Origin of the sequence: Vibrio sp. T3Y01, from assembly GCF_013114525.1 — a bacterium.
Taxonomy (GTDB): domain Bacteria; phylum Pseudomonadota; class Gammaproteobacteria; order Enterobacterales; family Vibrionaceae; genus Vibrio; species Vibrio chagasii_B.
Genome location: NZ_VTXJ01000007.1, coordinates 121,657 through 144,428, shown reverse-complemented (window position 1 = coordinate 144,428; position 22,772 = coordinate 121,657). Strand labels below are relative to the sequence as shown.

The window sequence follows — 22,772 nt, the reverse complement described above, 5'->3', positions numbered from 1 at the left end:
ATAAAACTGGGAGCGTGTACTTTTTCGTAAAGAAAAATTAACGCTTAGAGAATTGAGGTTTACGACGTGCTTTACGTAGACCAACTTTCTTACGTTCAACGCAACGAGCGTCACGAGTAACGTAGCCAGCTGCACGTAGAGCAGGACGTAGAGTTTCATCGTACTCCATAAGAGCGCGAGTGATACCGTGGCGGATTGCGCCAGCTTGACCAGAAATACCACCACCAGAAACAGTGATGTAAAGGTCAAGTTTCTCAGTTAGTTCAACTAGCTCAAGAGGTTGCTTAACAACCATACGAGAAGTTGGACGACCGAAGTAAACATCAAGGCTACGCTTGTTGATTACGATCTCACCAGAACCTGGTTTGATGAAAACACGAGCTGCTGAGCTTTTGCGACGACCAGTGCCGTAGTATTGATTCTCTGCCATTTTCATAATCCCCAATTAGATGTCTAGTACTTGTGGTTGTTGAGCAACATGGTTGTGCTCAGCACCAGCGTATACTTTTAGCTTACGGTACATAGCGCGGCCTAGAGGACCACGTGGAAGCATACCTTTAACAGCTAGTTCTAGAACCATTTCTGGTTTCTTGTCGATCAGCTTTTCGAAAGTGATAGACTTAAGACCACCTGGGAACTCAGAGTGACGGTAGTAAACCTTACCCTTAGCTTTGTTACCAGTTACAGCAACTTTCTCAGCGTTAACAACGATGATGTAATCACCAGTGTCTACGTGAGGAGTGTATTCTGCTTTGTGCTTACCACGAAGGCGAGAAGCGATTTCACTTGCTAGACGACCAAGAGTTTTACCTTCAGCGTCTACAACATACCAGTCGCGTTTTACAGTTTCTGGTTTAGCAACGAAAGTTTTCATGCTAATAATTACCTATTTAAAAAATTTACACTTAAGGAATACTCGCGTATTCCCACTGTCTAAGAGTCACCATTCATCACCCCTTCGAGTGTTGGAAAACTCTTGGCATAACGTGATTTAACTCATCGTTAGAGGCCCGCAGTAACGGTAGGTCGCAGGATTATAGAGAAGAGCGAAGAAAAAATCACCTCTTTTTGAACAAAATCACGATTTTTTTATTTCTACTTCTCAATCGAGATAATCCTAGCTAACTCAAGTGCTCTTTTGCTAAATATTCATGACTCTGCATTTCAATTAAACGCGACTGACAACGTTTAAATTCGAACTCTAGCTGGCCGTGGGTATATAAATTTTCAAGCTCTACTTCCGCAGAAATAATCAGCTTTACATTGCGCTCATAGAACTCGTCCACTAGTGCGATAAAACGTCTTGCTGCGTCATCGGAAGTCGCGCCCATTTGTAGTACATCAGCCAAGAGAACCGTGTGGTAAACGCGCGACAGTTCAATATAATCATTCTGGCTTCGAGCCGACTGACAAAGCTGAGCAAAAGTACCATGCAACACACCATCGCTTGCTTCAATAACGTCTAACTGACGATGATTCACTTCAATTTGCTTGAGTCTCTCTTTATCTTCACCAACCAGTTGGTTGTAGTACTTCTCAAGATTGATGTTCGCTTGGCTATCGAGTGGATAGTGGTATATCTCAGCCTGCTCTAGGGTACGTAGACGATAATCAATGCCGCTGTCCACATTAAGAATATGGCAGTTGTCTTGAATCAGCTTAATCGCGGGCAAGAAACGCGCACGCTGCAGACCATTACGATACAGGTCAGCAGGCGGAATGTTCGAGGTTGCAACCAAGATAACCTTTCGTGCGAACAACTCTTGGAATAAGGTACCTAAGATCATCGCATCGGTGATATCGGAAACGAAAAACTCATCGAAACAGATAATATCGGCCTCTTGCTTCAATTTATCAGCAACCAAAGGCAGTGGATCGCTGACATTGCCCAACGCCTTTAATTCATCATGTACTCGATACATAAAGCGGTGAAAGTGAACTCGCATTTTTTTAGTGGTCGGTAAGGCATCGTAGAACGTATCCATAAGGTAAGTTTTACCGCGCCCTACGCCACCCCAAAAGTAGAGACCTTTCGGTGGTGTCGGTAGCTCTGGCTTCTTACCGAGCAATTTCTGGAATCGAGTCAATTGAGGAATGGGAGTATTTACGTAATCTTGGAACTGATGAAAGAGTTCATCTAAAGATTTTACGGCTTGCTCTTGCGCTGGATCTCTTTGAAATCCATGCTCTTTTATATCTTGTTCGTATTTTTGGACGGGATTCATGACGACATTTCCACAATGAAAGCGATATCAGACAGCGAATAAAATTAAGTTCAAACAGTAAGAGACGTGACATTAAGCGGTGAATAATGCAGCATTAAACTGCTAAGTAGCGCACATGCATTTCTCTTTATACTGCGGCTTTCTCATAGTACCATGGAGCCGTAGCACGTGTAACTAAGCAGTAACAAACATGTTAAAAAACAATAATAAGGAGCTGTTATGCCTTGGATGTATGCCATTGCCGGTTTACTAGTCGGAGTTATTTTAGGGGTCGCTATTTCTCGTCTTATGACGCCTGAATACAAGAAGCAAAAGAACGTACAGAAAGAATTGGATAGCGCAAAGTTTGCCCTTGAGCAGCAGCGACAAGAGCTGGCTGATCACTTTGCGAAATCAGCAGAGATGTTGGACACCTTAGGTAAGGACTACACAAAACTGTACCAACACATGGAAAAAACCAGCTCAGAGCTAATCCCTAATTTGCCAGAGCAAGACAACCCATTTGTGAAGACAGCGGCTGCCCATTCAGAAAAGCCACAAGAAAAATCGTCAACCAAAGAAGCAGCACTGGAAGAGCAACCTAAAGATTACGCCAATGGTGCAACCGGTTTGTTTACTGAACACAAGAAAGAAATCATTGATGCTCCAGATGTAGTCACAGCAAAAGCATCATAAACATTTAACACTTAGGTGAACTTTACAAAGGTTTTTGAGTCATAACTTTCACTCAGGTCATTTGAAACTTCTCATACGTATCACACGTAATGAGAGGGGTAAGACCTTAACTAGAGAGGAGTTTATGATGAAAAAACCTTTGCTTGCTTTATCAGTACTGACCTTAAGCTTAAGTTCAATCATCACCCCGATTCAAGCAACCGCCGCACTACCATTAAGTGTAGGTAATGAACAATTACCAAGCCTTGCACCTATGCTTGAACAAGTGACCCCCGCTGTGGTTAGTATTGCCGTTGAAGGCAAACAGGTACAACGTCAGCAAATCCCTGAACAATTCCAATTCTTTTTTGGCCCGGAACAAACTCGTGAGCGTCCATTTCGCGGGTTAGGCTCTGGCGTGATCATTGACGCCCAAAAAGGCCATATCGTCACCAACTACCATGTAATTGATGGTGCTGACAATATCAAAGTAAGACTTTATGACGGTCGAGAATACGATGCCGAGCTTATCGGCGGTGACCAGATGTCCGATATTGCCCTCTTAAAACTCGAAAAAGCCAAGAACCTAACTCAGATAAAGCTCGCAGACTCAGACAAGTTGAGAGTCGGTGATTTCACTGTCGCGATTGGTAACCCGTTTGGACTTGGCCAGACCGTAACATCTGGCATCGTTTCTGCACTTGGCCGAAGCGGCCTCAACCTCGAGAACTTTGAGAACTTCATTCAAACCGATGCAGCTATCAACAGCGGTAACTCAGGTGGTGCGCTAGTCAACCTCAACGGTGAGCTAATTGGTATCAACACTGCCATCCTTGGCCCTAGCGGAGGTAATGTCGGTATCGGCTTTGCAATCCCATCCAACATGATGAAAAACCTGACAGAACAGATTATCGATTTCGGTGAAGTAAAACGCGGCATGCTTGGTGTACAAGGTGGCGAGATCACCTCAGAACTGGCAGAAGCTCTAGGTTATGAGTCCAGTAAAGGCGCCTTTGTTAGCCAAGTCGTGCCAGATAGTGCAGCCGATGATGCTGGCTTAAAAGCGGGTGACATTATTGTCTCTATTAATGGTAAACGCATCGATACCTTCAGTGAGCTGAGAGCGAAAGTAGCAACGCTCGGTGCAGGTAAAGAGATCGAGTTAGGTGTCGTTCGCGACGGCAAGAATAAGACGTTTGATGTAACGCTTGGAGAATCGACTAATAATAAAACCAAAGCCGAGAAGCTTCATGAAGGGCTAACTGGCGCAGAGCTTACCAACACCACTGGTAATGACTCTGCAACAGGCGTCAAAGTATCCAGCGTCGCTCAAGGCTCACCGGCGGAAGCTTATCAACTTCTAAAAGATGACATCATCATCGGAGTGAACCGTCAGCCGGTTAAGAACCTCGCTGAATTTAGAGCGATTGTTGAAAAACAACCCGGCGTATTAGCACTCAATATCCAGCGAGGCGATAGAACCATCTACCTCGTAATTCGATAGCTACTTCGCCGACATAAACACAGGGAGACTTTGTAAGTTTGCTTTAAACTTACTCTGTCTCCCTTTTCTTTAGATGAATCAAAATGCTATGCTTCACTAGTAATCAAGTCAGTCATCCATCTACGGAGGCTTCACACCTTACTTGTTGAAGAGGGAAACATGCTGTCCTTTCTATTTCGTTCTATTTCCCTTGGACTTGTTTCAGCGGCGCTGATTCTTCTAGCCTTCCCTAGCTTAAGGCCAGCAATTGTCGCAGATGTGACTAATCCCAAAGTAGATAATATTGGCTCTCTTCAGATTTCATTTAATCAAGCGGTACGCCGCGCTGCACCTGCTGTGGTGAATATTTACAGCCGTAAATACGCAGAAAGTGATCGTAACAAACTACTGACTCAAGGTTTGGGTTCGGGGGTTATTGTCAGCGAAAAAGGCTATATCATTACCAACTTCCACGTGGTTGCTCAAGCTGACCAAATCGTAGTGGCACTTCAAGATGGCCGAGTCGCTGCTGCACAACTTGTCGGCTCAGACAAGCGCACCGATATCGCGATACTGAGGGTTAGCGGTGACAACCTACCAGTAATCCCATTAAACCCAAGCTACAAAGCCAATGTCGGTGATGTGGTGCTGGCGATCGGTAACCCATATAACCTAGGCCAAACGACCACCTTTGGCATCATCTCGGCAACGGGTCGCTCTTCGATCAGTGCAGATGGGCATCAAGCCTTTATCCAAACCGATGCGGCGATCAATGAAGGTAACTCTGGTGGTGCACTGGTTAACTCACAAGGTGAGTTAGTTGGCATCAACACCGCTTCTTTCCAGCAAGCTACGGATATGGAAACCTACGGAATCTCATTTGCTATCCCTTACCCGCTGGCTAATAAAATCATGGAGAAGATCATTGCTGATGGTCGTGTGATTCGCGGTTATATCGGTATCGATGGGCAAGATATCAACTCAGTCACCTCTCGCATGTTGGGTACTAAGAATATCGGTGGGATTGTGGTGTTGGGTATCGATCCAAATGGCCCGGCTGCGGATGCAGGTTTTGAAGCTCAAGATATTATTGTCAGCATCAACAATAATCAGGTGAATGGTCGCCAGAGCGTGATGGATATCGTTACCGATCTACGCCCAGGTACGGTGATCGATGTCGGCATCTTGCGCCAAGGTGAAAACAAGACTCTCAAAGTGACGATTGCTGAAGATACTCGCCTGTAGAGCAAACGCTAAAAGTAAGCGATTCAAAACAACTGACAGACAAATACAAAAAACCCAGCTCACAGGCTGGGTTTTCTTTTATCCGAAGATAGCATCAAATGTCTTTACGGTTCACTTGGCTCTTCGATATCAATGCGAGTCACACGCTGTAGGCCTCTTGGCAGTAGACCGCCACGACGACCACGTTCACCACGGAAGTTTTCAAGGTCAGCTGGTTTCAAGCCAAGCTTACGTTTACCCGCGTAGATGGTTAGCGTTGCATTCTCAGGAATAGCCATCAGGTGCGATACAAACTCTTCACGCTCTTTAGCCTTCGCAGAAGGAATGTTGATGATCTTGTTACCCTTACCTTTGCTCAATTGAGGTAGATCTTTTATTGGGAACAACAACATGCGGCCTTGGTTGGTAATCGCTAGAATCTGGTTACTTTCCAAATCAGCAATCGGACTAGGCGCCATCACTTCTGAAGATTGCGGCAGGTTAACCAGAGCTTTACCGCTCTTGTTCTTAGACAGCAGATCGCTACCCTTACAAACAAAGCCGTAACCAGCATCAGAGCCAACTAACCATAGCTGTTCATCTTCTCCCATCACCACTTGGCGAATAGAGGTGCCTGCGCTTATGTTCAAGCGACCGGTAATCGGCTCACCTTGACTTCGCGCAGATGGTAATGAATGAGACTCAAGGGAGTAACTTCGGCCATCACTGCCAAGGAACACCGCTTGTTGATTACTCTTACCCTTAGCGCTCGCTAGGAATTTATCACCCGATTTGTAGTTCAAGCCTTCAGCGTCAACCTCATGCCCTTTCGCATGACGAATCCAACCTTTCTCAGACAGCACAACAGTAATTGGTTCGCTAGGTACCAAATCACGCTCAGTCATCGCTTTTGCTTCGGCACGTTCAACTAATGGAGAACGACGGTCGTCACCGTATTTATCGGCGTCAGCTTGAATTTCTTTCTTGATAAGTGTGTTTAGACGACGCTCAGAGCCCAGCAGCTTCTCTAGCTTCTCACGCTCTTTCTCTAGTTCATCTTGCTCGCCGCGGATTTTCATCTCTTCCAGCTTAGCAAGGTGACGAAGTTTAGTATCAAGGATAGCGTCAGCTTGAATTTCCGTAATACCAAAGCGCTCCATCAGAACCGCTTTAGGGTCATCCTCAGTTCGGATGATCTCAATCACTTCATCAAGGTTGAGGTAAGCAACCAGCAAACCTTCCAAGATGTGTAGACGAGCTAGTACTTTATCTAAACGGTGTTGCAGACGACGGCGAACCGTTGTGCGACGGAACTCAATCCACTCTTTCAGAATTTGAACCAGGCCTTTAACTTGAGGGCGATTGTCTAAGCCAATCATGTTCAAGTTAACACGGAAGTTCTTCTCAAGATCTGTCGAAGCAAATAGGTGACTCATCAGTTGATCACAATCGATACGATTCGAACGAGGCACCACTACGATACGTGTTGGGTTCTCGTGATCGGATTCATCGCGCAAATCATCAACCATTGGCAGCTTCTTAGCACGCATCTGGTTCGCAATTTGCTCAAGTAGCTTAGCACCTGACACTTGGTGAGGCAGAGCTGTGATAACAATATCAGAGCCTTCTTTGTGCCAAACCGCACGCATCTTGATGCTGCCACGACCCGTTTTGTAGATCTTTTCGATATCCGACTTCGGAGAAATAATCTCAGCTTCTGTTGGATAGTCAGGGCCTTGGACGCTTTCCATGATGTCTGATAGCTCAGCTTTCGGGCTATCGATTAGCTTAATCGTCGCATCAGCAATCTCACGCACGTTATGTGGTGGGATATCTGTCGCCATACCTACCGCGATACCAGTAATACCGTTAAGTAGGATATGAGGCAGACGCGCTGGCAACATTTGTGGCTCTTTCATGGTGCCATCAAAGTTTGGTTGCCACTCAACTGTGCCTTGGCCTAATTCACCAAGCAATACCTCAGCAAACTTAGACAGTTTCGCTTCGGTATAACGCATCGCTGCGAATGATTTCGGGTCATCGGGAGCACCCCAGTTACCTTGACCATCTACCAATGGGTAGCGGTAAGAGAACGGCTGTGCCATCAGTACCATGGCTTCGTAACAAGCAGAGTCACCGTGCGGGTGATACTTACCTAGTACGTCACCAACGGTACGTGCTGATTTTTTATATTTCGAAGAGGCAGATAAACCAAGCTCAGACATCGCATAGATAATACGACGCTGTACAGGCTTAAGGCCGTCACCGATATAAGGCAATGCACGATCCATGATTACGTACATTGAGTAGTTTAAGTAGGCGTCTTCGGTGAACTTGCGCATTGGCAATTGTTCAACGCCATCAAATGTAATTTCGTTAGACATCCATTATACCTCGGCCATATCACCGTTAGTCTGTAGCCATGTACGGCGATCATCAGCGCGTTTTTTACCTAGCAGCATGTCCATCATCTCAAGTGTCGCTTCGTTATCGTCAATGGTTAATTGAACAAGGCGACGAGTATTTGGATCCATGGTGGTTTCACGTAGCTGAAGTGGGTTCATCTCACCCAGACCTTTGAATCGTTGTACGTTGATTTTGGATTTCTTCTTAGACAAGCGCTCAAGTACGCCATCTTTCTCATCGTCATCCAATGCGTAGAACACCTCTTTACCACAGTCGATACGATACAGTGGCGGCATTGCTACATAGATATGACCCGCTTCAACAAGTGCGCTGAAGTGACGAGTGAATAGTGCACATAGTAGTGTCGCGATATGAAGTCCATCCGAGTCCGCATCGGCAAGGATACAGATCTTACCGTAACGCAGGCCTGATAAATCGTCGTTGTCTGGGTCAATACCCAAAGCCACTGAGATATCGTGAACTTCTTGAGACGCCAATACTTGGTCTGCAGACACTTCCCATGTATTTAGGATTTTACCGCGCAATGGCATTACTGCTTGGAACTCACGATCGCGAGCTTGCTTAGCAGAACCACCCGCCGAGTCCCCTTCCACGAAGAAGATTTCAGTGCGATTCAAATCTTGTACCGAGCAGTCGGTTAGCTTACCTGGTAGTGCAGGGCCAGACGCGACTTTCTTACGCACAACCTTTTTGCTGGCACGCATACGACGGTGCGCATTCGCAATACAAGCTTCAGCTAGCTGTTCTGCCAGTTGTGGTTTTTCATTCAACCATAGGCTGAAGGCATCTTTTACGACACCAGAAACAAATGCTGCGGTTTGACGAGAAGATAAACGCTCTTTTGTTTGACCTGCAAACTGAGGATCTTGCATCTTCACCGATAGCACGTATGAACAGCGGTCGAAGATGTCATCACCCGTTAGCTTAACGCCACGTGGTAATAAATTACGGAATTCACAGAACTCACGCATTGCATCCAATAGACCTTGGCGCAGACCATTTACGTGCGTACCACCTTGCTTAGTCGGTACCAGGTTCACGTAACTCTCAGTGATCATGTCGCCGCCTTCTGGCTGCCAAATGATCGCCCAGTTAGCCATTTCCGTTTCAGCAACAAATTCGCCAACATAAGGTTCTTCAGGCAATAAGGTATAACCTTTTACGCCTTCAGCAAGATAGTCTTTTAGGCCATCTTCATAGAACCATTTGTGTTCTTCGTTGTTCACTTTGTCGCTGAAGGTAATTTCTAACCCCGGGCAAAGTACCGCTTTCGCACGTAAATTGTTGATCAGGCGAAGCGTTGAAAACTTAGAGCTATCGAAGTATTTAGGATCAGGCCAGAAGTGTACTGATGTACCACTGTTGCGATGACCACAAGTGCCTGTAACCGTCAGTTCAGTAACCGCTTTACCATGCTCTAGAGCGATTTCATGAACTTGACCTTCACGGCGAACCGTAACCTCAACACGCTTAGACAGGGCGTTTACTACCGAGATACCTACACCGTGCAAACCACCAGAAAACTTGTAGTTGTTGTTCGAGAACTTACCACCAGAGTGGAGCTTGGTTAGGATCAGCTCGACACCTGAGATACCTTTCTCAGGGTGGATATCGACAGGCATACCACGGCCATCATCGGTAACTTCTAATGATTGGTCTGCATGAAGCACAACTTTGATTTTCTTAGCGTGTCCCGCTAGAGCTTCATCGACCGAGTTATCAATGACTTCTTGGGCAAGGTGGTTCGGTCTTTCTGTCTCGGTATACATACCTGGGCGGTGTCGCACAGGGTCGAGACCTTCAAGTACCTCGAGGTCTTTTGCATTATATTGTTCAGTCATAATACGGAGTTTACTCAAAAAGTTTGCGTCAGTTCGCTGGCTCCAGTTTCACTAAAGCAGAATCATTACTATGAACCGTCATAGCAGAGCGAACGAGCGAAGTATTGGGGAATATAGTCTGGAAGCTGAGTAATGATGTCAAGCTAGTTCAAAAACTAAGACATCAAACTATGATATTTCACCATTGATAGATGAAATAACAAGCAAAAGAGAGATATCTACTCAGTGAATAAAATAGGTTATAGCTGTAGAAAGGTGATGATTTGTTGTGGGTAGCGTTCAAAATCAACAAAGCTATGATCTCCGCCCTCTTCTACAGTTTGTGTTGCACCTTGATACTTCTCAACCGCTTGTCGGTAATCCAGAACTTCATCTTCCGTTTGTTGAAGTAACCAGAAATCGCTTGGCTTTGCTACATCTGGCACATCTAACGCCTTTAATTCATCAATATGCTTTGTTTCCAGTACATATCGTTCATCTGTGTATGGGTTTACTTGCTCACCTAAATAGTCCACAAGCAGTTCATACGGTTTCACCGCGGGATTAACCACAACTGCCTTAAAGCCATAATGACTGTTGAGCCAAGTTGAAAGGTAGCCGCCTAATGAGCTGCCGACCAGTGCAATCTGATATTGATCTTTGTGTTGTTCCACGAGCTGCTGCAGGAAAAGGGCAGCTTGTTGTGGGAAACTCGGCAGTTGCGGTATTAGCACCTTAATATCCGCGCGATGCTCCGCGCAATACTCGGCCATCACCATCGCTTTGTGAGAACGTGATGAACTGTTAAAACCATGGATATAGAGAAGCAGTGATGGCTTTATAGTTTGATTGATAGAATCAGACATCGGTAGCAACCTTTATTAATAACCCGCAGCCTTAAAATCAGGCAAGAACTGCCCATGAGGCAAGCGACGAACTTGAGTGCTGACCGTACCATCTTGATGCAATTCGATCTCTCTCCACCCCGGAGATAAGGTATCTACGGCGAAGTCATCTGAATTTGGCTTGAACTGAACGCAAGTCGACGGAGTTGCCATGACTTGTACACCATGATGTTCTCGATTCATGTCTTGGTGAACATGGCCACACAACACAGCTTTCACGTTAGAATGCTGTTGGACGACGTCCCAGAACTGGTCGGCATCTTTAAGGTTGTGCTGATCGAGCCAAGCACTGCCCACCAACAACGGATGATGATGAAGCAAAACCAAGGTATTACGTTCAGGAAATTCCGCTAACTTTTGTTCAAGCAGATCGAGTTGTTGATCGCTCAGACGCCCGTGAGGTACGCCAACCACTTGAGAGTCCAACATGATCATTTGCCAACGCTCGCCCAGCAATACATGTTCGACACATTGAATCTGTGGTGATGGTAAAACACTGCCCATATTAGGCTTAAAATCATGGTTTCCAGGTAGCCAGTAACACGGTTTTTCTAAGGGTTGAATCCCTGATTCAAATTTCTGGTATGACTCAGCGCTGTGATCTTGAGAAATGTCACCAGTCGCTAAGATCGCTTGATAGTCAAAGCCCTGACTAACAATGCCATCGACTACAGCACGAAAGCTATCTTGAGTGTTGATGCTTAATAAGCTGCCATTGCTCGGCGCAAACAAATGCGTATCCGTTAGCTGCACAAGCTTAATACTGCTCTCATCAAATTTTGAAGTGTGTGATAATTCCAAAATAACAAATCCAGATACGTTACTGTTTAGACTTTAAAAATGTTTTTAAATTAGCTCAATTAAAAGGCAATTGGAGTTCGGCTGATACCAGTTTTTAAACAAAACGTTAACCATTCCCCAAGAAATTTATTCAATTGAAATTTCTCATCCTTTTGCAGAAGCTTAGTGTTGGGATAGTCATATTTCGCTTTGACTCGCGAAAAATCCCCGCTAGCGCACACTTCTGCAACTCGAGCGTCGTGATATAGCCTGACAGACATTTTTGGCAAAGGAAACACTGGCATCGCGTCACTCTGACATATATCTATTAATGTGGTGTATTTTGTGACCTCATTCACTGTCAATTGATACACCATATTAACGGCTTGGTAACAGCGGACATCACCAACCTCATGCCCAACCGGTAACAAAGCGTTAAGTTTGGCATAATTCGTCTCATAGACTCGCATCAATTCAGCAAGATCAACATGATACGGTTTTTTGACCGCTATATTTGGCATAACGTTAAGCCACCCACTCTGACTGTAATTCTTGGTAGTTCAATTGTAGCCATTGCAGCGCAATGATTGTGGCTCCATTTTCAAACACACCGTCTTTCACTAACTGATAAGCGGCTTCACGGCTCATCACTTGTACACGAATATCCTCACCTTCGTAATCCAATCCGTGCACCCCTTTGGCCGTGGTGGCATCCACACAGCCAACAAAAACATCCAGCTTTTCTGAGCAACCACCTGATGAAGGGTAATATGAAGTAATGGGCAACACAGTTCCGACTTCGACTCCGGCTTCTTCCATCGCTTCACGACGAGCCACATCTTGAGGCGACTCATCGGTATCAATGATCCCAGCAACAATTTCGTATTGCCAAGGGTTCTCATGCTCTAAAGCACCAACGCGGATCTGTTCAACGATCACCACTTCATCGCGCACAGGATCATAAGGTAGCAAAGCGGCAGCATGACCACGCTCAAACATTTCACGTTCTATCGGTTGGCTCCAGCCTCCCTCAAACAGCTTGTGCTTAAATGTGTACTTAACCATTTTGAAAAAACCACGAAACAGCGTCTCTTTTGAGACTATTTCCACATCTTGCGGAGTAAACTCATGTCGTTGATTGTCAGACTGTTGCATTTGGTACCTCACTAAGTGATCTTTATAGTTTACTCATTGTCCGAGTTAACTACCAAGGATAAGGTTCAACTTTTTATATAAAACTTATAATTAAAGTTAAGTTTTAAAAAATAAATATTGCACAAGTGGACAGTTAAATGTAAAAAAGTGCAAAGTTTCGAGTAAATTACCACCAAACTGGGTTAAACTCTTTTAAAGAAAATTCCATAAAAGGCAGGAATAGGAAAATGAAAAAACTGCTTCCACTATTTATCAGTGCAGCAATTGGCAGCCTGAGTTCGTCAGCTTTTGCTGATACGCTAGCTGAAGTTTACGACCAAGCAAAACAGAACGATCCACAACTTCTTCGTTCAGCAGCGCAGCGCGATGCCGCTTTTGAAGCAGTAACGTCAAGCCGTAGCTCTTTGTTACCGCAAATTAATCTAACAGCAAACTACGATATCAATCGTGGTGATCGAAGTGATATGAGCAATGACAACAACCAATGGGGTGTTGGCATCGGTTTCAGCCAAGAGCTATACCAACGCTCTTCGTGGATCACTCTAGACACGGCAGAGAAATCGGCTCGTCAAGCAGATTCAGCATACGCGGCAGAGCAACAAGCTTTGATTCTGCGTACAGCAACAGCTTACTTCGACGTACTTCGTGCTCAAGATAACCTAGAATTTGTTCGTGCTGAAAAAGCAGCGGTAGCTCGTCAGCTTGAGCAAACTAAGCAACGTTTCGAAGTGGGTCTTTCTGCTATTACCGATGTACATGATGCGCAAGCTCAGTACGATGGCGTTTTAGCTGATGAAGTATTAGCAGAGAACGATCTGACTAACAGCTATGAAGGTCTACGTGAGATTACAGGTCAAGAACACTCTAACCTAAGCATCCTAGATACTGACCGCTTCTCAGCGAGCAAATCTTCTGAGTCGGCAACCGCTCTTGTTGAACAAGCCGAGCAAAAGAACCTTAGCCTACTAGCTGCGCGTATCTCTCAAGACGTAGCAAAAGACAACATCTCTCTAGCAAGCTCTGGTCACCTGCCAAGCCTAACGCTAGATGGTAGCTATGGTCTCTCAGAGCAAACTGACAGCTCTAACAGCCAAAACGATTACGATGCAGATAACCTAAACATTGGTTTGAACTTAGTTGTTCCTCTATACACGGGTGGTAACACAACTTCTTTGACTAAACAGGCTGAGTACAACTACGTTGCAGCAAGTGAAGATCTAGAAGCGACTTACCGAAGCGTTGTAAAAGACGTACGTGCATTCAACAACAACATCAGCGCTTCAATTGGTGCGCTACGCGCTTACGAGCAATCTGTTGTTTCTGCTCAGTCAGCTCTAGAAGCAACAGAAGCAGGTTTCGATGTGGGTACTCGTACTATCGTTGACGTACTAGATTCAACTCGTCGTCTGTACGATGCAAACAAAAACCTTTCAGACGCTCGTTACAACTACATCCTAAGTGTCCTTCAGCTTCGTCAAGCAGTTGGTACGCTAAGCGAGCAAGACATCGTTGATGTAAACGCAGGTCTAAAAGTAGCAAGTAAGTAATTCTTAATTGCTATACTTAAGCTATAGGTACAAAAATGCCGCTCAATGAGCGGCATTTTTATTATCTGTTCTAAAGCTAGCTGAGAAGTTTCGAGCTAAAAGGCAAAACGTTAACCTCGACCGCCTTTGATCGCTTTAATGATTTCAGTAGTCGAGCAACCATCTTCAAAGTTAAGTACTTTAACTTCACCACCAGCAGCAATCACTTCCGCACCACCAGCGATCTCTTCAGGCTTGTAATCACCGCCTTTCACTAAGATGCTTGGTAGTACTTCAGAGATCAAACGTTGAGGTGTGTCTTCAGAGAAAGGCACCACCCAGTCAACTGCGCCTAAGCCCGCCAATACCGCCATACGACGATCAGTTGGGTTCACAGGACGACCAGGGCCTTTCAAACGCTTAACAGATTCGTCGGTATTAACGGCAACGATCAAACGGTCGCCAAGTTCAGCCGCGTGGTTCATGTAAGAAACATGCCCCGCATGCAGAATATCAAAGCAGCCATTAGTCATAACGACCTTCTCGCCTTTCGCGCGAGCGCGCTTCACCGCTTCTACCAGTGCTGCTTCAGAGATCACACCGTAGTCTGTATCTTGACTACCGTGAATCGCTTCCGCTAATTCAATTGTCGACAAGGTTGATGTACCTAGCTTACCAACCACAACACCAGCTGCCGCGTTCGCTAATGCACACGCTTCATCCAATGGTTTACCGGCAGCAACAGAAGCAGCAAGAACGGAGATAACCGTATCACCAGCACCTGTCACGTCGTAAACTTCTTTCGCTTGAGTTGGCAAGTGGAATGGTGCCTGACCTTTACGTAGTAACGTCATACCATTTTCACTGCGAGTCACCAATAAAGCTTCAAAGTCATACTTCTCGATCAAGGCAATACCCTTCTCGATAAGATCTTCTTCTGATTTCACTTTACCTGCAACCAGCTCAAACTCTGCCATGTTTGGTGTCAGTAATGTCGCACCACGGTAGCGCTCTAAATCCGCACCTTTGGGATCGATGAATACAGGAACATTGGCTGCGCGTGCTTTTTGAATGAAACTCTGTACATGCTCTAATGCACCTTTCGCGTAATCCGACAAGATAACCGAACGTACATTTGGTAGGGCTTGCTCCATGCGAGACAAAATAAGCTCTGGATTGGTGTTTTCAAACTTGTCTTCAAAATCAAGACGTATCAACTGCTGACCACGGCTCATCACTCGTAGTTTGGTGATGGTTGGATAGTCTTCTAACTCAACAAAATCACACTTAACCTTCAGCGCACCCAAGGTGTTTTTCAACACCTCAGCTGGTTCATCTTTACCAGTTAAACCAACAACATGAGCATGACCGCCAAGCGAGGCAATATTCATTGCTACGTTGGCAGCACCACCTGGACGCTCTTCGTTATTTTCTACTTTTACCACGGGCACAGGGGCTTCTGGTGAAATACGGCCAGTTGGACCATACCAGTAACGATCAAGCATGACGTCACCGACAATAAGAACACCTGATTGGCTGTAGTCAGGTAGAATTGGTTTCATTGTTGAGCTCCAAAAATCGAATCTGGCTAGAGTCTAGCACACTGATTACAGTGGCTAAACCATAGAAAAATGAGTAAAGCCTATCTCGATAGGCACTGTGCTAGCTAAGCGAAAGACAAGTTACACTTCCATCCATTGCTTCCATGCGTGAACCACATGTTCTCTTTCCATTTCGAACTTATTAATTGCAACATCAGCATCAAGATTAAGTAGGTTACGATGGTGTATTTCATCGCGTAGCGTTGTGTATGCATTGGTCAATGCCATGCCTTGTTGCTCGTCCATGATTCCTTGTGACATCAGACTCTCAAAGATTCTGACATTGTCACACCAACGTGTCAGCTTTGGCTTCTCGTGGCTGTATCGTAACACTAAGTATTGCGCTAAAAACTCAACATCAGTGATGCCACCAGCATCCTGTTTGAGCATGAATCGTTCGGCTTTTTTACCGCCAAGGTGATCACGCATTTTTTCTCGCATATCTACCACTGCTTTTTTCAAAGTTGCTTCATCACGTGATAGACACAACACCTCATGACGTGTTTTGTTGAATGCGGAAGCCAATTGCTCATCACCGTAGATCATACGAGCTCGAGTCAGCGCTTGATGCTCCCATGTCCATGCGTCGTTGTGTTGATACTCATCAAAGGCATCAGTTGGACTAACCAACAAACCCGAAGCACCCGATGGACGCAAGCGAGTATCGACTTCATACAGGATTCCCGACGCGGTTCTGGTCGAGAAGATATGAATAATACGCTGCGCCAACCTTAGATAAAATTGGCGTCCATCGATCTCTTTCTTACCATCAGTATAGATGTGTACCGGGCAGTCGTGCATAAACACAATATCGAGGTCTGAGTTGTAACCAAGCTCCCAGCCGCCGACTTTGCCATAACCGACAACCGCAAAACCGCGGCCTTCACGGTCTTTAACATGAGTGGGCTCACCAAACTTAGCCGACACTTGTAACCAAGCTTGGTTAACACCGGCTTCAACAATCGCTTCTGCTAAGTAAGTCAGGTGATCACTCACCTTCATCACCGGCAGCACACCCGCTATATCCGCCGCAGCAATCCTTAGGATACAAGTCTGCTTAAACTGACGCAGACCTTCCATCTGCTGTTCCATGTCGTCTTCAGGAATACGAGCAAGGTAATCACGCAATTCTGTCTTGTAAGACTCAAGCGGCACCGGGTTATAGAGCTGCTGAGGGTCGATAAGTTCGTCTAACAGAATTGGGTAACGTCCAAGCTGTTCTGAGATCATCGGGCTCGCGGTACACAAACGAACAAGTTGAGTCAATGCAGCGGGGTGCTCATCGAGCAACTCTAGATAAGTGGTACGCGTGACAATTTTATGCAGTAAATGCAGTACACGCGATAAACCAAACTCAGCGTCTTTAGCTGTGTACAGGGCCTGAAAGACTTTCGGCATCAGTCGATTGAGAACTTCACGCCCACGCGGACCAAGGGTTTTCTTAGCGATATCCGCTTTAAATTGAATAATGGTTTTCGCTGCTTCTGGCGGATTGGCGATAGCAATATCATGCTCCAATACATGCTCGATAACATCCGGCTTATGGGCCATATCCCACAGCTCACTGAAGTGACTCGCGATTGGGTTAGCGTCCTCTTCGTCAATCCCGATCAGCTCTTCGAACACGTTATGTACGTTTGCCATATGGGCACGAGTTGCAGTAATCAAACTATCCCAATCACTGAATTGCATGGCAACAGCAAGCTGAAGTTGTTCAAACTCACCATCCGGCAACGTCTGAGTTTGCTTGTCAGCCATCGCTTGTAGTAGGTTTTCTAGGCGACGTAAAAACAGGTAAGCATCGCGCAGATCAGTCACTTCTCCGGCTTCTAGCAGATGCAGAGAGTCAATGGCGGTTAACGTCTCTAAAAGCCCTCGTCCACGTAGGCTAGGCTCACGGCCACCACGAATCAGTTGGAAGACTTGTGCAATGAACTCAACCTCACGAATACCGCCTGAGCCGAGCTTGATGTTATTGGATAAGCCACGACGACGCACTTCACTGCTGATCATCGATTTCATGCGGCGCAAAGATTGAATTGCACTGAAATCGATATAGCGACGGAAGACAAACGGACGTAGCATCTTGCGCAACTCTTGATACTCTGGGTACATTTCACTGCCCATTACGCGCGCCTTAACCATCGCGTAACGTTCCCAGTCTCGCCCTTGTTCTTGGTAGTAATCTTCCAGAGCGGCGTAACTCATCACCAATGGTCCACTCTCGCCAAAAGGACGCAGACGCATATCGACGCGATAACAGAACCCATCAAAGGTTTGTTGATCCAGCGCCTTGATAATACGCTGCCCTAAGCGGGTAAAGAACTGCGCATTGGCGATACTGCGTCTTGCTCCTTGGGTTTCGCCATTCTCAGGATAAGTAAAGATCAAATCGATATCAGAAGAAAAGTTGAGTTCACCGCCACCAAGCTTACCCATGCCAATGATAAGCATCGGCTGTGCTTCACCCTGTTCATTACAAGGTGTGCCCCACTCTTTACAGCAAATGTCGTACTGCCATTGATAAGTCTCGAAGATCATCGCTTCGGCCAACATAGAGAGATGACTTAGGCTCTGTTCAAGCTCCCAAGAGCCCATAAAGTCACGCCATGCAATATAGGTCATTTCTCGATTGCGGAATTGACGTAGCACTCGCTGACCGCTCATTTCGTCCGTACAATCAGAAAGCAGCTCAGCCAATCGTCCACGATACCCTTCAGCACGCTCCTCACATTCCAACATATCCGGTAGAGTCGTCGATAAAACCGTGTCACGTTGTAAGCAATCACCAATAAAGCAGCTTAATCCTAAGACGCGTTTAAGGTCTTCAATTAGCGGCTCAGGCCAAGCATTAATGGCTTCACTTTGGTGCTCTAATAATTGCTTAAAAGCTGACTGCGAATGAGTGACGAGTTGAGGAGGCAATGGCATGTTTCTTCCTTGTATAAGCTGCGCGCGAACAATCAATTTGTTGGGTCAGTTTTTCAATAACGAGTTTTCATAACTAAAGATAGTTATACCAAAGTTACGCCAATAAAAAACGCCCACATCAGCAATGTGGGCGTTTTATCAGTGAACTTATCAAGTTAGACCTTTCTCTCTAGAAAAAAAGGCTCTATCAATAGGGTTTAGAGAACAAGGTTATACCTTAAACTGCTTAATCTTACCGTCGAGTTCTTGCGCGTTGCTTTCCATAAGCTGAGAGGTTTCTAGAAGCTCACCGACCACGACAACAGAAGCTTCCACCAGCTCACGAACATTGGTCAGGTTAACACTCATCTCTTCCGCAACGCTGCTCTGCTGGCCTGCAGCCGTCGCAATCTGGAAGTTCATGTCATTGATTTGGTTAACTTGGCTCACGATGCCATCAAGTTCGGAGCCAGCATTAGTCACAAGATCGACACCTTCAGCCGCTTCAACAACACTCTTTTCCATTAGCTCTACCGCAGAGTTAGCACTGCTTTGTAGATGGCTGATCATATCTTGAATTTCGACGGTTGCTTGCTGAGTACGTTGTGCAAGGTTACGAACCTCATCAGCAACTACAGCAAAACCACGACCGGCCTCACCTGCACGCGCCGCTTCAATCGCTGCGTTTAGTGCCAGTAAGTTGGTTTGTTCTGAAATACCTTGGATAGTGCCTACAACGCTGCCGATTGAATCAACACGCTCTTCAACTTGGTTTACCGCTGCCGCTGATGCTGCGATATCAGAAGAGAGTTCACTCATCTTAGAAACAGACCCTTGAACGAACTTCTGACCAGTAAGAGCTTGGCCTGATGCCTGTTCCGTCAATGAAGAAGCGCTTTGCGCATGCTCAGCCACCGTTTGAACGGTCGAAGTCATTTCGCTCATTGCCGTTGCTAACTGATCGATCTCGTTAAACTCTTCTTGAGCAGACTCTTTGGTCTCCGACATGCTGATGGTCATCACTTCTGTTAGAGCAAATAGCTCATCAGAAGAAGCCAATTGAGCCTTCACCATGTCATGCAGCTGAAGTCGTGTTTTTTCTAGCTCACGAGCTACATCGCCGTATTCATCTTTACAGTCCATGTGAATCGGCACTGATAGGTTCTTGTCTGCCATCGTTTTAATGGCATCGCTGAGGTATTGAGTTTGACGCAGCATAACGCGAGCTGCCGCTAATAAAAGAACCACAAACACAATGATCATTAAGCCTGTCTGCCAAGCCACTTGAACTAAGTAAGTCTCATAATGCTGCTGCGCGACTTGTGCATTATTCGTTGCAGCGAGCAATGAATCGTAAAACGTGCTCGCGTCCCATAGCTGCTTAGAAATGATCAAGATGGTACTGAACACCATCAGCATGATCATTTTCGGAACGAGACGAACGTCAGAGATTACCCTTTCCCACGGCTTGAATGACAGTTTAGTCATTGTCAGTTCTCCATTAACTCTTATATATTGATGGCTTCTATACCCGCGAGATGGCTGATTGAGTCAGGTTCGCGATTTATTTTGAGCCTCGTATGAATGTTAAATAGTATCAAAGACACACCTAAGCCGATGAGCTTATTATCACTGATTCTCTCTTTCTTAGCGTTATTTGTGATCTCAGGCTTGTTGTTTGCGCCGATTGATAAAGAATCGAAACAAGTCCTTATCGGCCTCGATTTTATAATCTGTAGTGTTTTTCTTTTTCAGCTCACGATTGATCTATTCAGATCACAAAACAAGAAAGAATACCTCAAAGTACACTGGATCGATTTCTTGGCAAGTATCCCAATGATCGAGCCACTCCGTTTCGCTCGTATTTTTCAAATTCTGCGAGTCATCTTGGTTCTACGTTCAAGTAAACGTATTTTCAGAGAGCTGTTTCGTAACAGAAAAGAGACCACTTTCGCTTCCATCATTCTGCTTTTGGTGATCTTACTGACCATCGGTGCTGGCACGATCCTGCTATTGGAACACAAAGATCCTAATGCCAATATCACGACTGGTCATGATGCGTTGTGGTGGGCTTTCGTGACCATCAGTACCGTTGGCTATGGCGACCATTATCCAGTAACCACCGCTGGTCAGTTAATCGCATCGATTGTGATCATCTGTGGGGTTGGTGTATTTGGTATGATCTCAGGTCTAATTACCTCGCTGATTACTGAGCCTACCGACCTCCAGAATCAACAATTGGAAAACAAAGAGCGTAAACTGGACAAGATTCTAGAGCAGCAGCAACAGATACTAGAGCGGCTCGAGTTGCTTGAACGACAGACAAAAAAATAGGGCCAAGGCCCTATTTAAAAATGGATGTTAGTGTAGATACTAGTCTTGCCAGTATGGCTCAACTTCAACACTGATTTGGCGAGTCTGCTCCATCGCATGCAAAATGGAAACTTCTTGACGAGCAAGCCAACGCTCTAGCTGATCTTTCTCATCACCTTCTAACTTCTCAGTGAGTGGCTGTAAGGTTCGTAGCATCAACAAATCGTCGATACCTTGTACCATGTCCGCCCAAGGCAAACGGAAGCTATTACGCTCATCGTCATCGTACAAGCTCGCAAAGCCAACACCAGAATACAGGTTACGCATCAAACGATACTGCTGGTCGATATAGGCTTGGCTTGTCATCACGCGCTCTGGTGGAAAGGCTTCCATCAGCTCCGCCCAAGTGCGATCAAGCTGCTTCACAGAGAACCACTCTATTCCGCGCTCCATTTGCTCACGCGCTTTATCGTCCAAGAATGGCTGCCAACCTCGAGTAAGTATCCAGCGGCTTAAATCAAGCAGAAGACCGGTGTAGCGGGCTGAACTCAAGAGAGTCAGTAACTCTTCACGATCTGGCAATTGCTCTTGCATCTCTTTTAGCTCAGCCACTAGGAACTTACGAGCATCAAGCTTACGCAGAACGTGGCCTTTATCTTCTAGCAAATCCTCAAAGTGGTCATAGCTTTTTAGCCAATCCAACTCTTGTTCTAGCCATTTCAGCTCTTGGCGTAAAATAGCGCTAGCGCGTCTCGGTACGATGCCACCGTATATAGTGAAAGTCTGGCGGATAAAGCTCAGTGAATGGCTGATCTCGTGCAGAGCTTCAATCGATTGGCGCTCGGTGAAAATTTGCTCGTGGTAATGCCAATGAGCGAGAGCATGCTCTAAAGATTGAATGAAACACGATTCAACGGTGTCACTTTTGTCAGTATCAACTAAGGTCAAAGGAGTTACTTCATCGCCTTGATAACCTTGAGCAAGTCGGTAACCCTTAGCAGCTTTGCTTAAGTTACCTAAGCGCATACCACCTTGTTCGCAGAATTGGCGAGACAGTGTAAACAGAGCATCCGTTTGGCCGGATTTAAGTTCAAGCTCAACTTCGCAAATCGGTTCTTGCAGATCGCCGGATTCAACGAAACCTTGGTCAAAGGCAACCTCGACTTGGCTACCGTCAGGCATGCCAATCAGCCACTGTTCACGCGTGAAGTTAGTCGAGAACAGAGGAGTAAGCTCAGCTTGCAATGTTTCAATGTCCTTACCTTCAGGCCAAATATCTTCTGGATGTAAGGCAAGTTTTGGCTCATTGCTATCGTGTTCTGCATTGTATTCCGGCCTTTGATGCAGGCCAGCAACAACGCGACCCGCTGTCTTTACCGTTTGTACAAATACGTCATCAAAGCGTCGAATGCGCAAGCCGGTATCGTGCTTGCGTAGCCAGTTGTCAGGGGTGTCAAAGTAGATGTTACCTAGCTCACGACAACTGTGCTGAAGTACTTTAGTTTCAGCAATTTTATTGCGTAAAGTCTCTGAAAAATCAGGAGAAACAAAAAACTTCAGTTCTATCTCGGTTTCCATAGTTATACCTTTCTGTGAAGATAGGGACAGGATATTGCCAATTTTCAAAGTCGGCAAGTCAGAAATATCGCCCTTATGATGATCTAAAACAGTTTTAATGAGAGATTGATTAGGTTAACATGCGCGACTTTGTAGCCATCGCTTAACATTTCACCATGAATATGGTGTATG

The 22,772-nt window shown here is 45.6% G+C and carries 18 protein-coding genes; 5 read left to right on the top strand and 13 right to left on the bottom strand.

From position 1 onward, the window contains the following. Positions 1-37: 37 nt before the first annotated feature. From rpsI to zapE, 3 genes are all read right to left on the bottom strand, one after another. The gene (gene rpsI / locus F0232_RS09745) at positions 38-430 is read right to left on the bottom strand and encodes a 30S ribosomal protein S9 (protein WP_004740758.1); all 393 of its coding nucleotides are present in this window, start codon (positions 428-430) and stop codon (positions 38-40) included. Between the two features lie 15 nt (positions 431-445). Beyond that, positions 446-874, bottom strand: a complete 429-nt coding sequence (gene rplM, locus F0232_RS09740) for a 50S ribosomal protein L13 (RefSeq protein ID WP_004740759.1) — start codon at positions 872-874, stop codon at positions 446-448. Between the two features lie 247 nt (positions 875-1,121). Beyond that, entirely contained in the window at positions 1,122-2,225 is a 1,104-nt protein-coding gene (gene zapE, locus F0232_RS09735; RefSeq protein ID WP_061033388.1) for a cell division protein ZapE, read from the bottom strand. A gap of 219 nt (positions 2,226-2,444) precedes the next feature. Between zapE and zapG the strand changes: the two genes are divergently transcribed. The 3 genes from zapG (at position 2,445) to degS (ending at position 5,607) form a co-directional block, all read left to right on the top strand. After that, entirely contained in the window at positions 2,445-2,900 is a 456-nt protein-coding gene (zapG, locus tag F0232_RS09730; RefSeq protein ID WP_105059000.1) for a Z-ring associated protein ZapG, read from the top strand. 127 nt (positions 2,901-3,027) lie between these two features. Continuing rightward, the gene (locus tag F0232_RS09725) at positions 3,028-4,383 is read left to right on the top strand and encodes a DegQ family serine endoprotease (protein WP_105059001.1); all 1,356 of its coding nucleotides are present in this window, start codon (positions 3,028-3,030) and stop codon (positions 4,381-4,383) included. Between the two features lie 159 nt (positions 4,384-4,542). Beyond that, a complete protein-coding gene (gene degS, locus F0232_RS09720) occupies positions 4,543-5,607 on the top strand; it encodes an outer membrane-stress sensor serine endopeptidase DegS (protein WP_105059002.1) in 1,065 nt (354 codons plus the stop codon). 104 nt (positions 5,608-5,711) lie between these two features. Here degS and parC read toward each other — a convergent pair whose 3' ends face one another. The 6 genes from parC to nudF form a co-directional block, all read right to left on the bottom strand. After that, the gene (parC, locus tag F0232_RS09715; protein ID WP_105059003.1) at positions 5,712-7,970 is read right to left on the bottom strand and encodes a DNA topoisomerase IV subunit A; all 2,259 of its coding nucleotides are present in this window, start codon (positions 7,968-7,970) and stop codon (positions 5,712-5,714) included. A 3-nt stretch (positions 7,971-7,973) separates the two neighbouring features. Next, complete coding sequence (parE, locus tag F0232_RS09710; RefSeq protein WP_008222567.1) at positions 7,974-9,854, bottom strand: DNA topoisomerase IV subunit B; 1,881 nt, start codon at positions 9,852-9,854, stop codon at positions 7,974-7,976. A gap of 239 nt (positions 9,855-10,093) precedes the next feature. Then, positions 10,094-10,699: an esterase YqiA gene (yqiA, locus tag F0232_RS09705; RefSeq protein WP_061033393.1), complete on the bottom strand. Its 606-nt coding sequence runs from the start codon at positions 10,697-10,699 to the stop codon at positions 10,094-10,096. 15 nt (positions 10,700-10,714) lie between these two features. Continuing rightward, positions 10,715-11,539, bottom strand: a complete 825-nt coding sequence (gene cpdA, locus F0232_RS09700) for a 3',5'-cyclic-AMP phosphodiesterase (protein ID WP_061033394.1) — start codon at positions 11,537-11,539, stop codon at positions 10,715-10,717. Positions 11,540-11,598: 59 nt separating this feature from the next. After that, positions 11,599-12,039: a DUF1249 family protein gene (locus F0232_RS09695; RefSeq protein WP_008222561.1), complete on the bottom strand. Its 441-nt coding sequence runs from the start codon at positions 12,037-12,039 to the stop codon at positions 11,599-11,601. Between the two features lie 4 nt (positions 12,040-12,043). Further along, positions 12,044-12,673 (bottom strand): ADP-ribose diphosphatase, encoded by a 630-nt coding sequence (nudF, locus tag F0232_RS09690; RefSeq protein WP_061033395.1) that lies wholly within the window; start codon positions 12,671-12,673, stop codon positions 12,044-12,046. 227 nt (positions 12,674-12,900) lie between these two features. On the opposite strand from nudF, the gene tolC reads away from it, so the two are divergent. Next, entirely contained in the window at positions 12,901-14,220 is a 1,320-nt protein-coding gene (gene tolC / locus F0232_RS09685; protein ID WP_061033396.1) for an outer membrane channel protein TolC, read from the top strand. 110 nt (positions 14,221-14,330) lie between these two features. Here the strand turns inward: tolC and hldE are convergent, their stop codons facing one another. The 3 genes from hldE to F0232_RS09670 form a co-directional block, all read right to left on the bottom strand. Continuing rightward, positions 14,331-15,761 carry a bifunctional D-glycero-beta-D-manno-heptose-7-phosphate kinase/D-glycero-beta-D-manno-heptose 1-phosphate adenylyltransferase HldE gene (gene hldE / locus F0232_RS09680; protein WP_048658013.1) on the bottom strand — a complete coding sequence of 477 codons (1,431 nt, stop codon included), beginning with the start codon at positions 15,759-15,761 and terminating at the stop codon, positions 14,331-14,333. A gap of 120 nt (positions 15,762-15,881) precedes the next feature. Next, complete coding sequence (gene glnE / locus F0232_RS09675; RefSeq protein ID WP_105059005.1) at positions 15,882-18,731, bottom strand: bifunctional [glutamate--ammonia ligase]-adenylyl-L-tyrosine phosphorylase/[glutamate--ammonia-ligase] adenylyltransferase; 2,850 nt, start codon at positions 18,729-18,731, stop codon at positions 15,882-15,884. 210 nt (positions 18,732-18,941) lie between these two features. Next, positions 18,942-20,198 (bottom strand): methyl-accepting chemotaxis protein, encoded by a 1,257-nt coding sequence (locus F0232_RS09670; RefSeq protein ID WP_105059006.1) that lies wholly within the window; start codon positions 20,196-20,198, stop codon positions 18,942-18,944. A gap of 96 nt (positions 20,199-20,294) precedes the next feature. On the opposite strand from F0232_RS09670, the gene F0232_RS09665 reads away from it, so the two are divergent. After that, positions 20,295-21,044 carry a potassium channel family protein gene (locus F0232_RS09665; protein ID WP_105059007.1) on the top strand — a complete coding sequence of 250 codons (750 nt, stop codon included), beginning with the start codon at positions 20,295-20,297 and terminating at the stop codon, positions 21,042-21,044. A gap of 39 nt (positions 21,045-21,083) precedes the next feature. On the opposite strand, the gene F0232_RS09660 is transcribed toward F0232_RS09665, so the two are convergent. Then, positions 21,084-22,601, bottom strand: coding sequence for an inorganic triphosphatase (locus tag F0232_RS09660; RefSeq protein WP_061033574.1), 1,518 nt, complete (start codon positions 22,599-22,601; stop codon positions 21,084-21,086). Positions 22,602-22,772 lie beyond the last annotated feature (171 nt).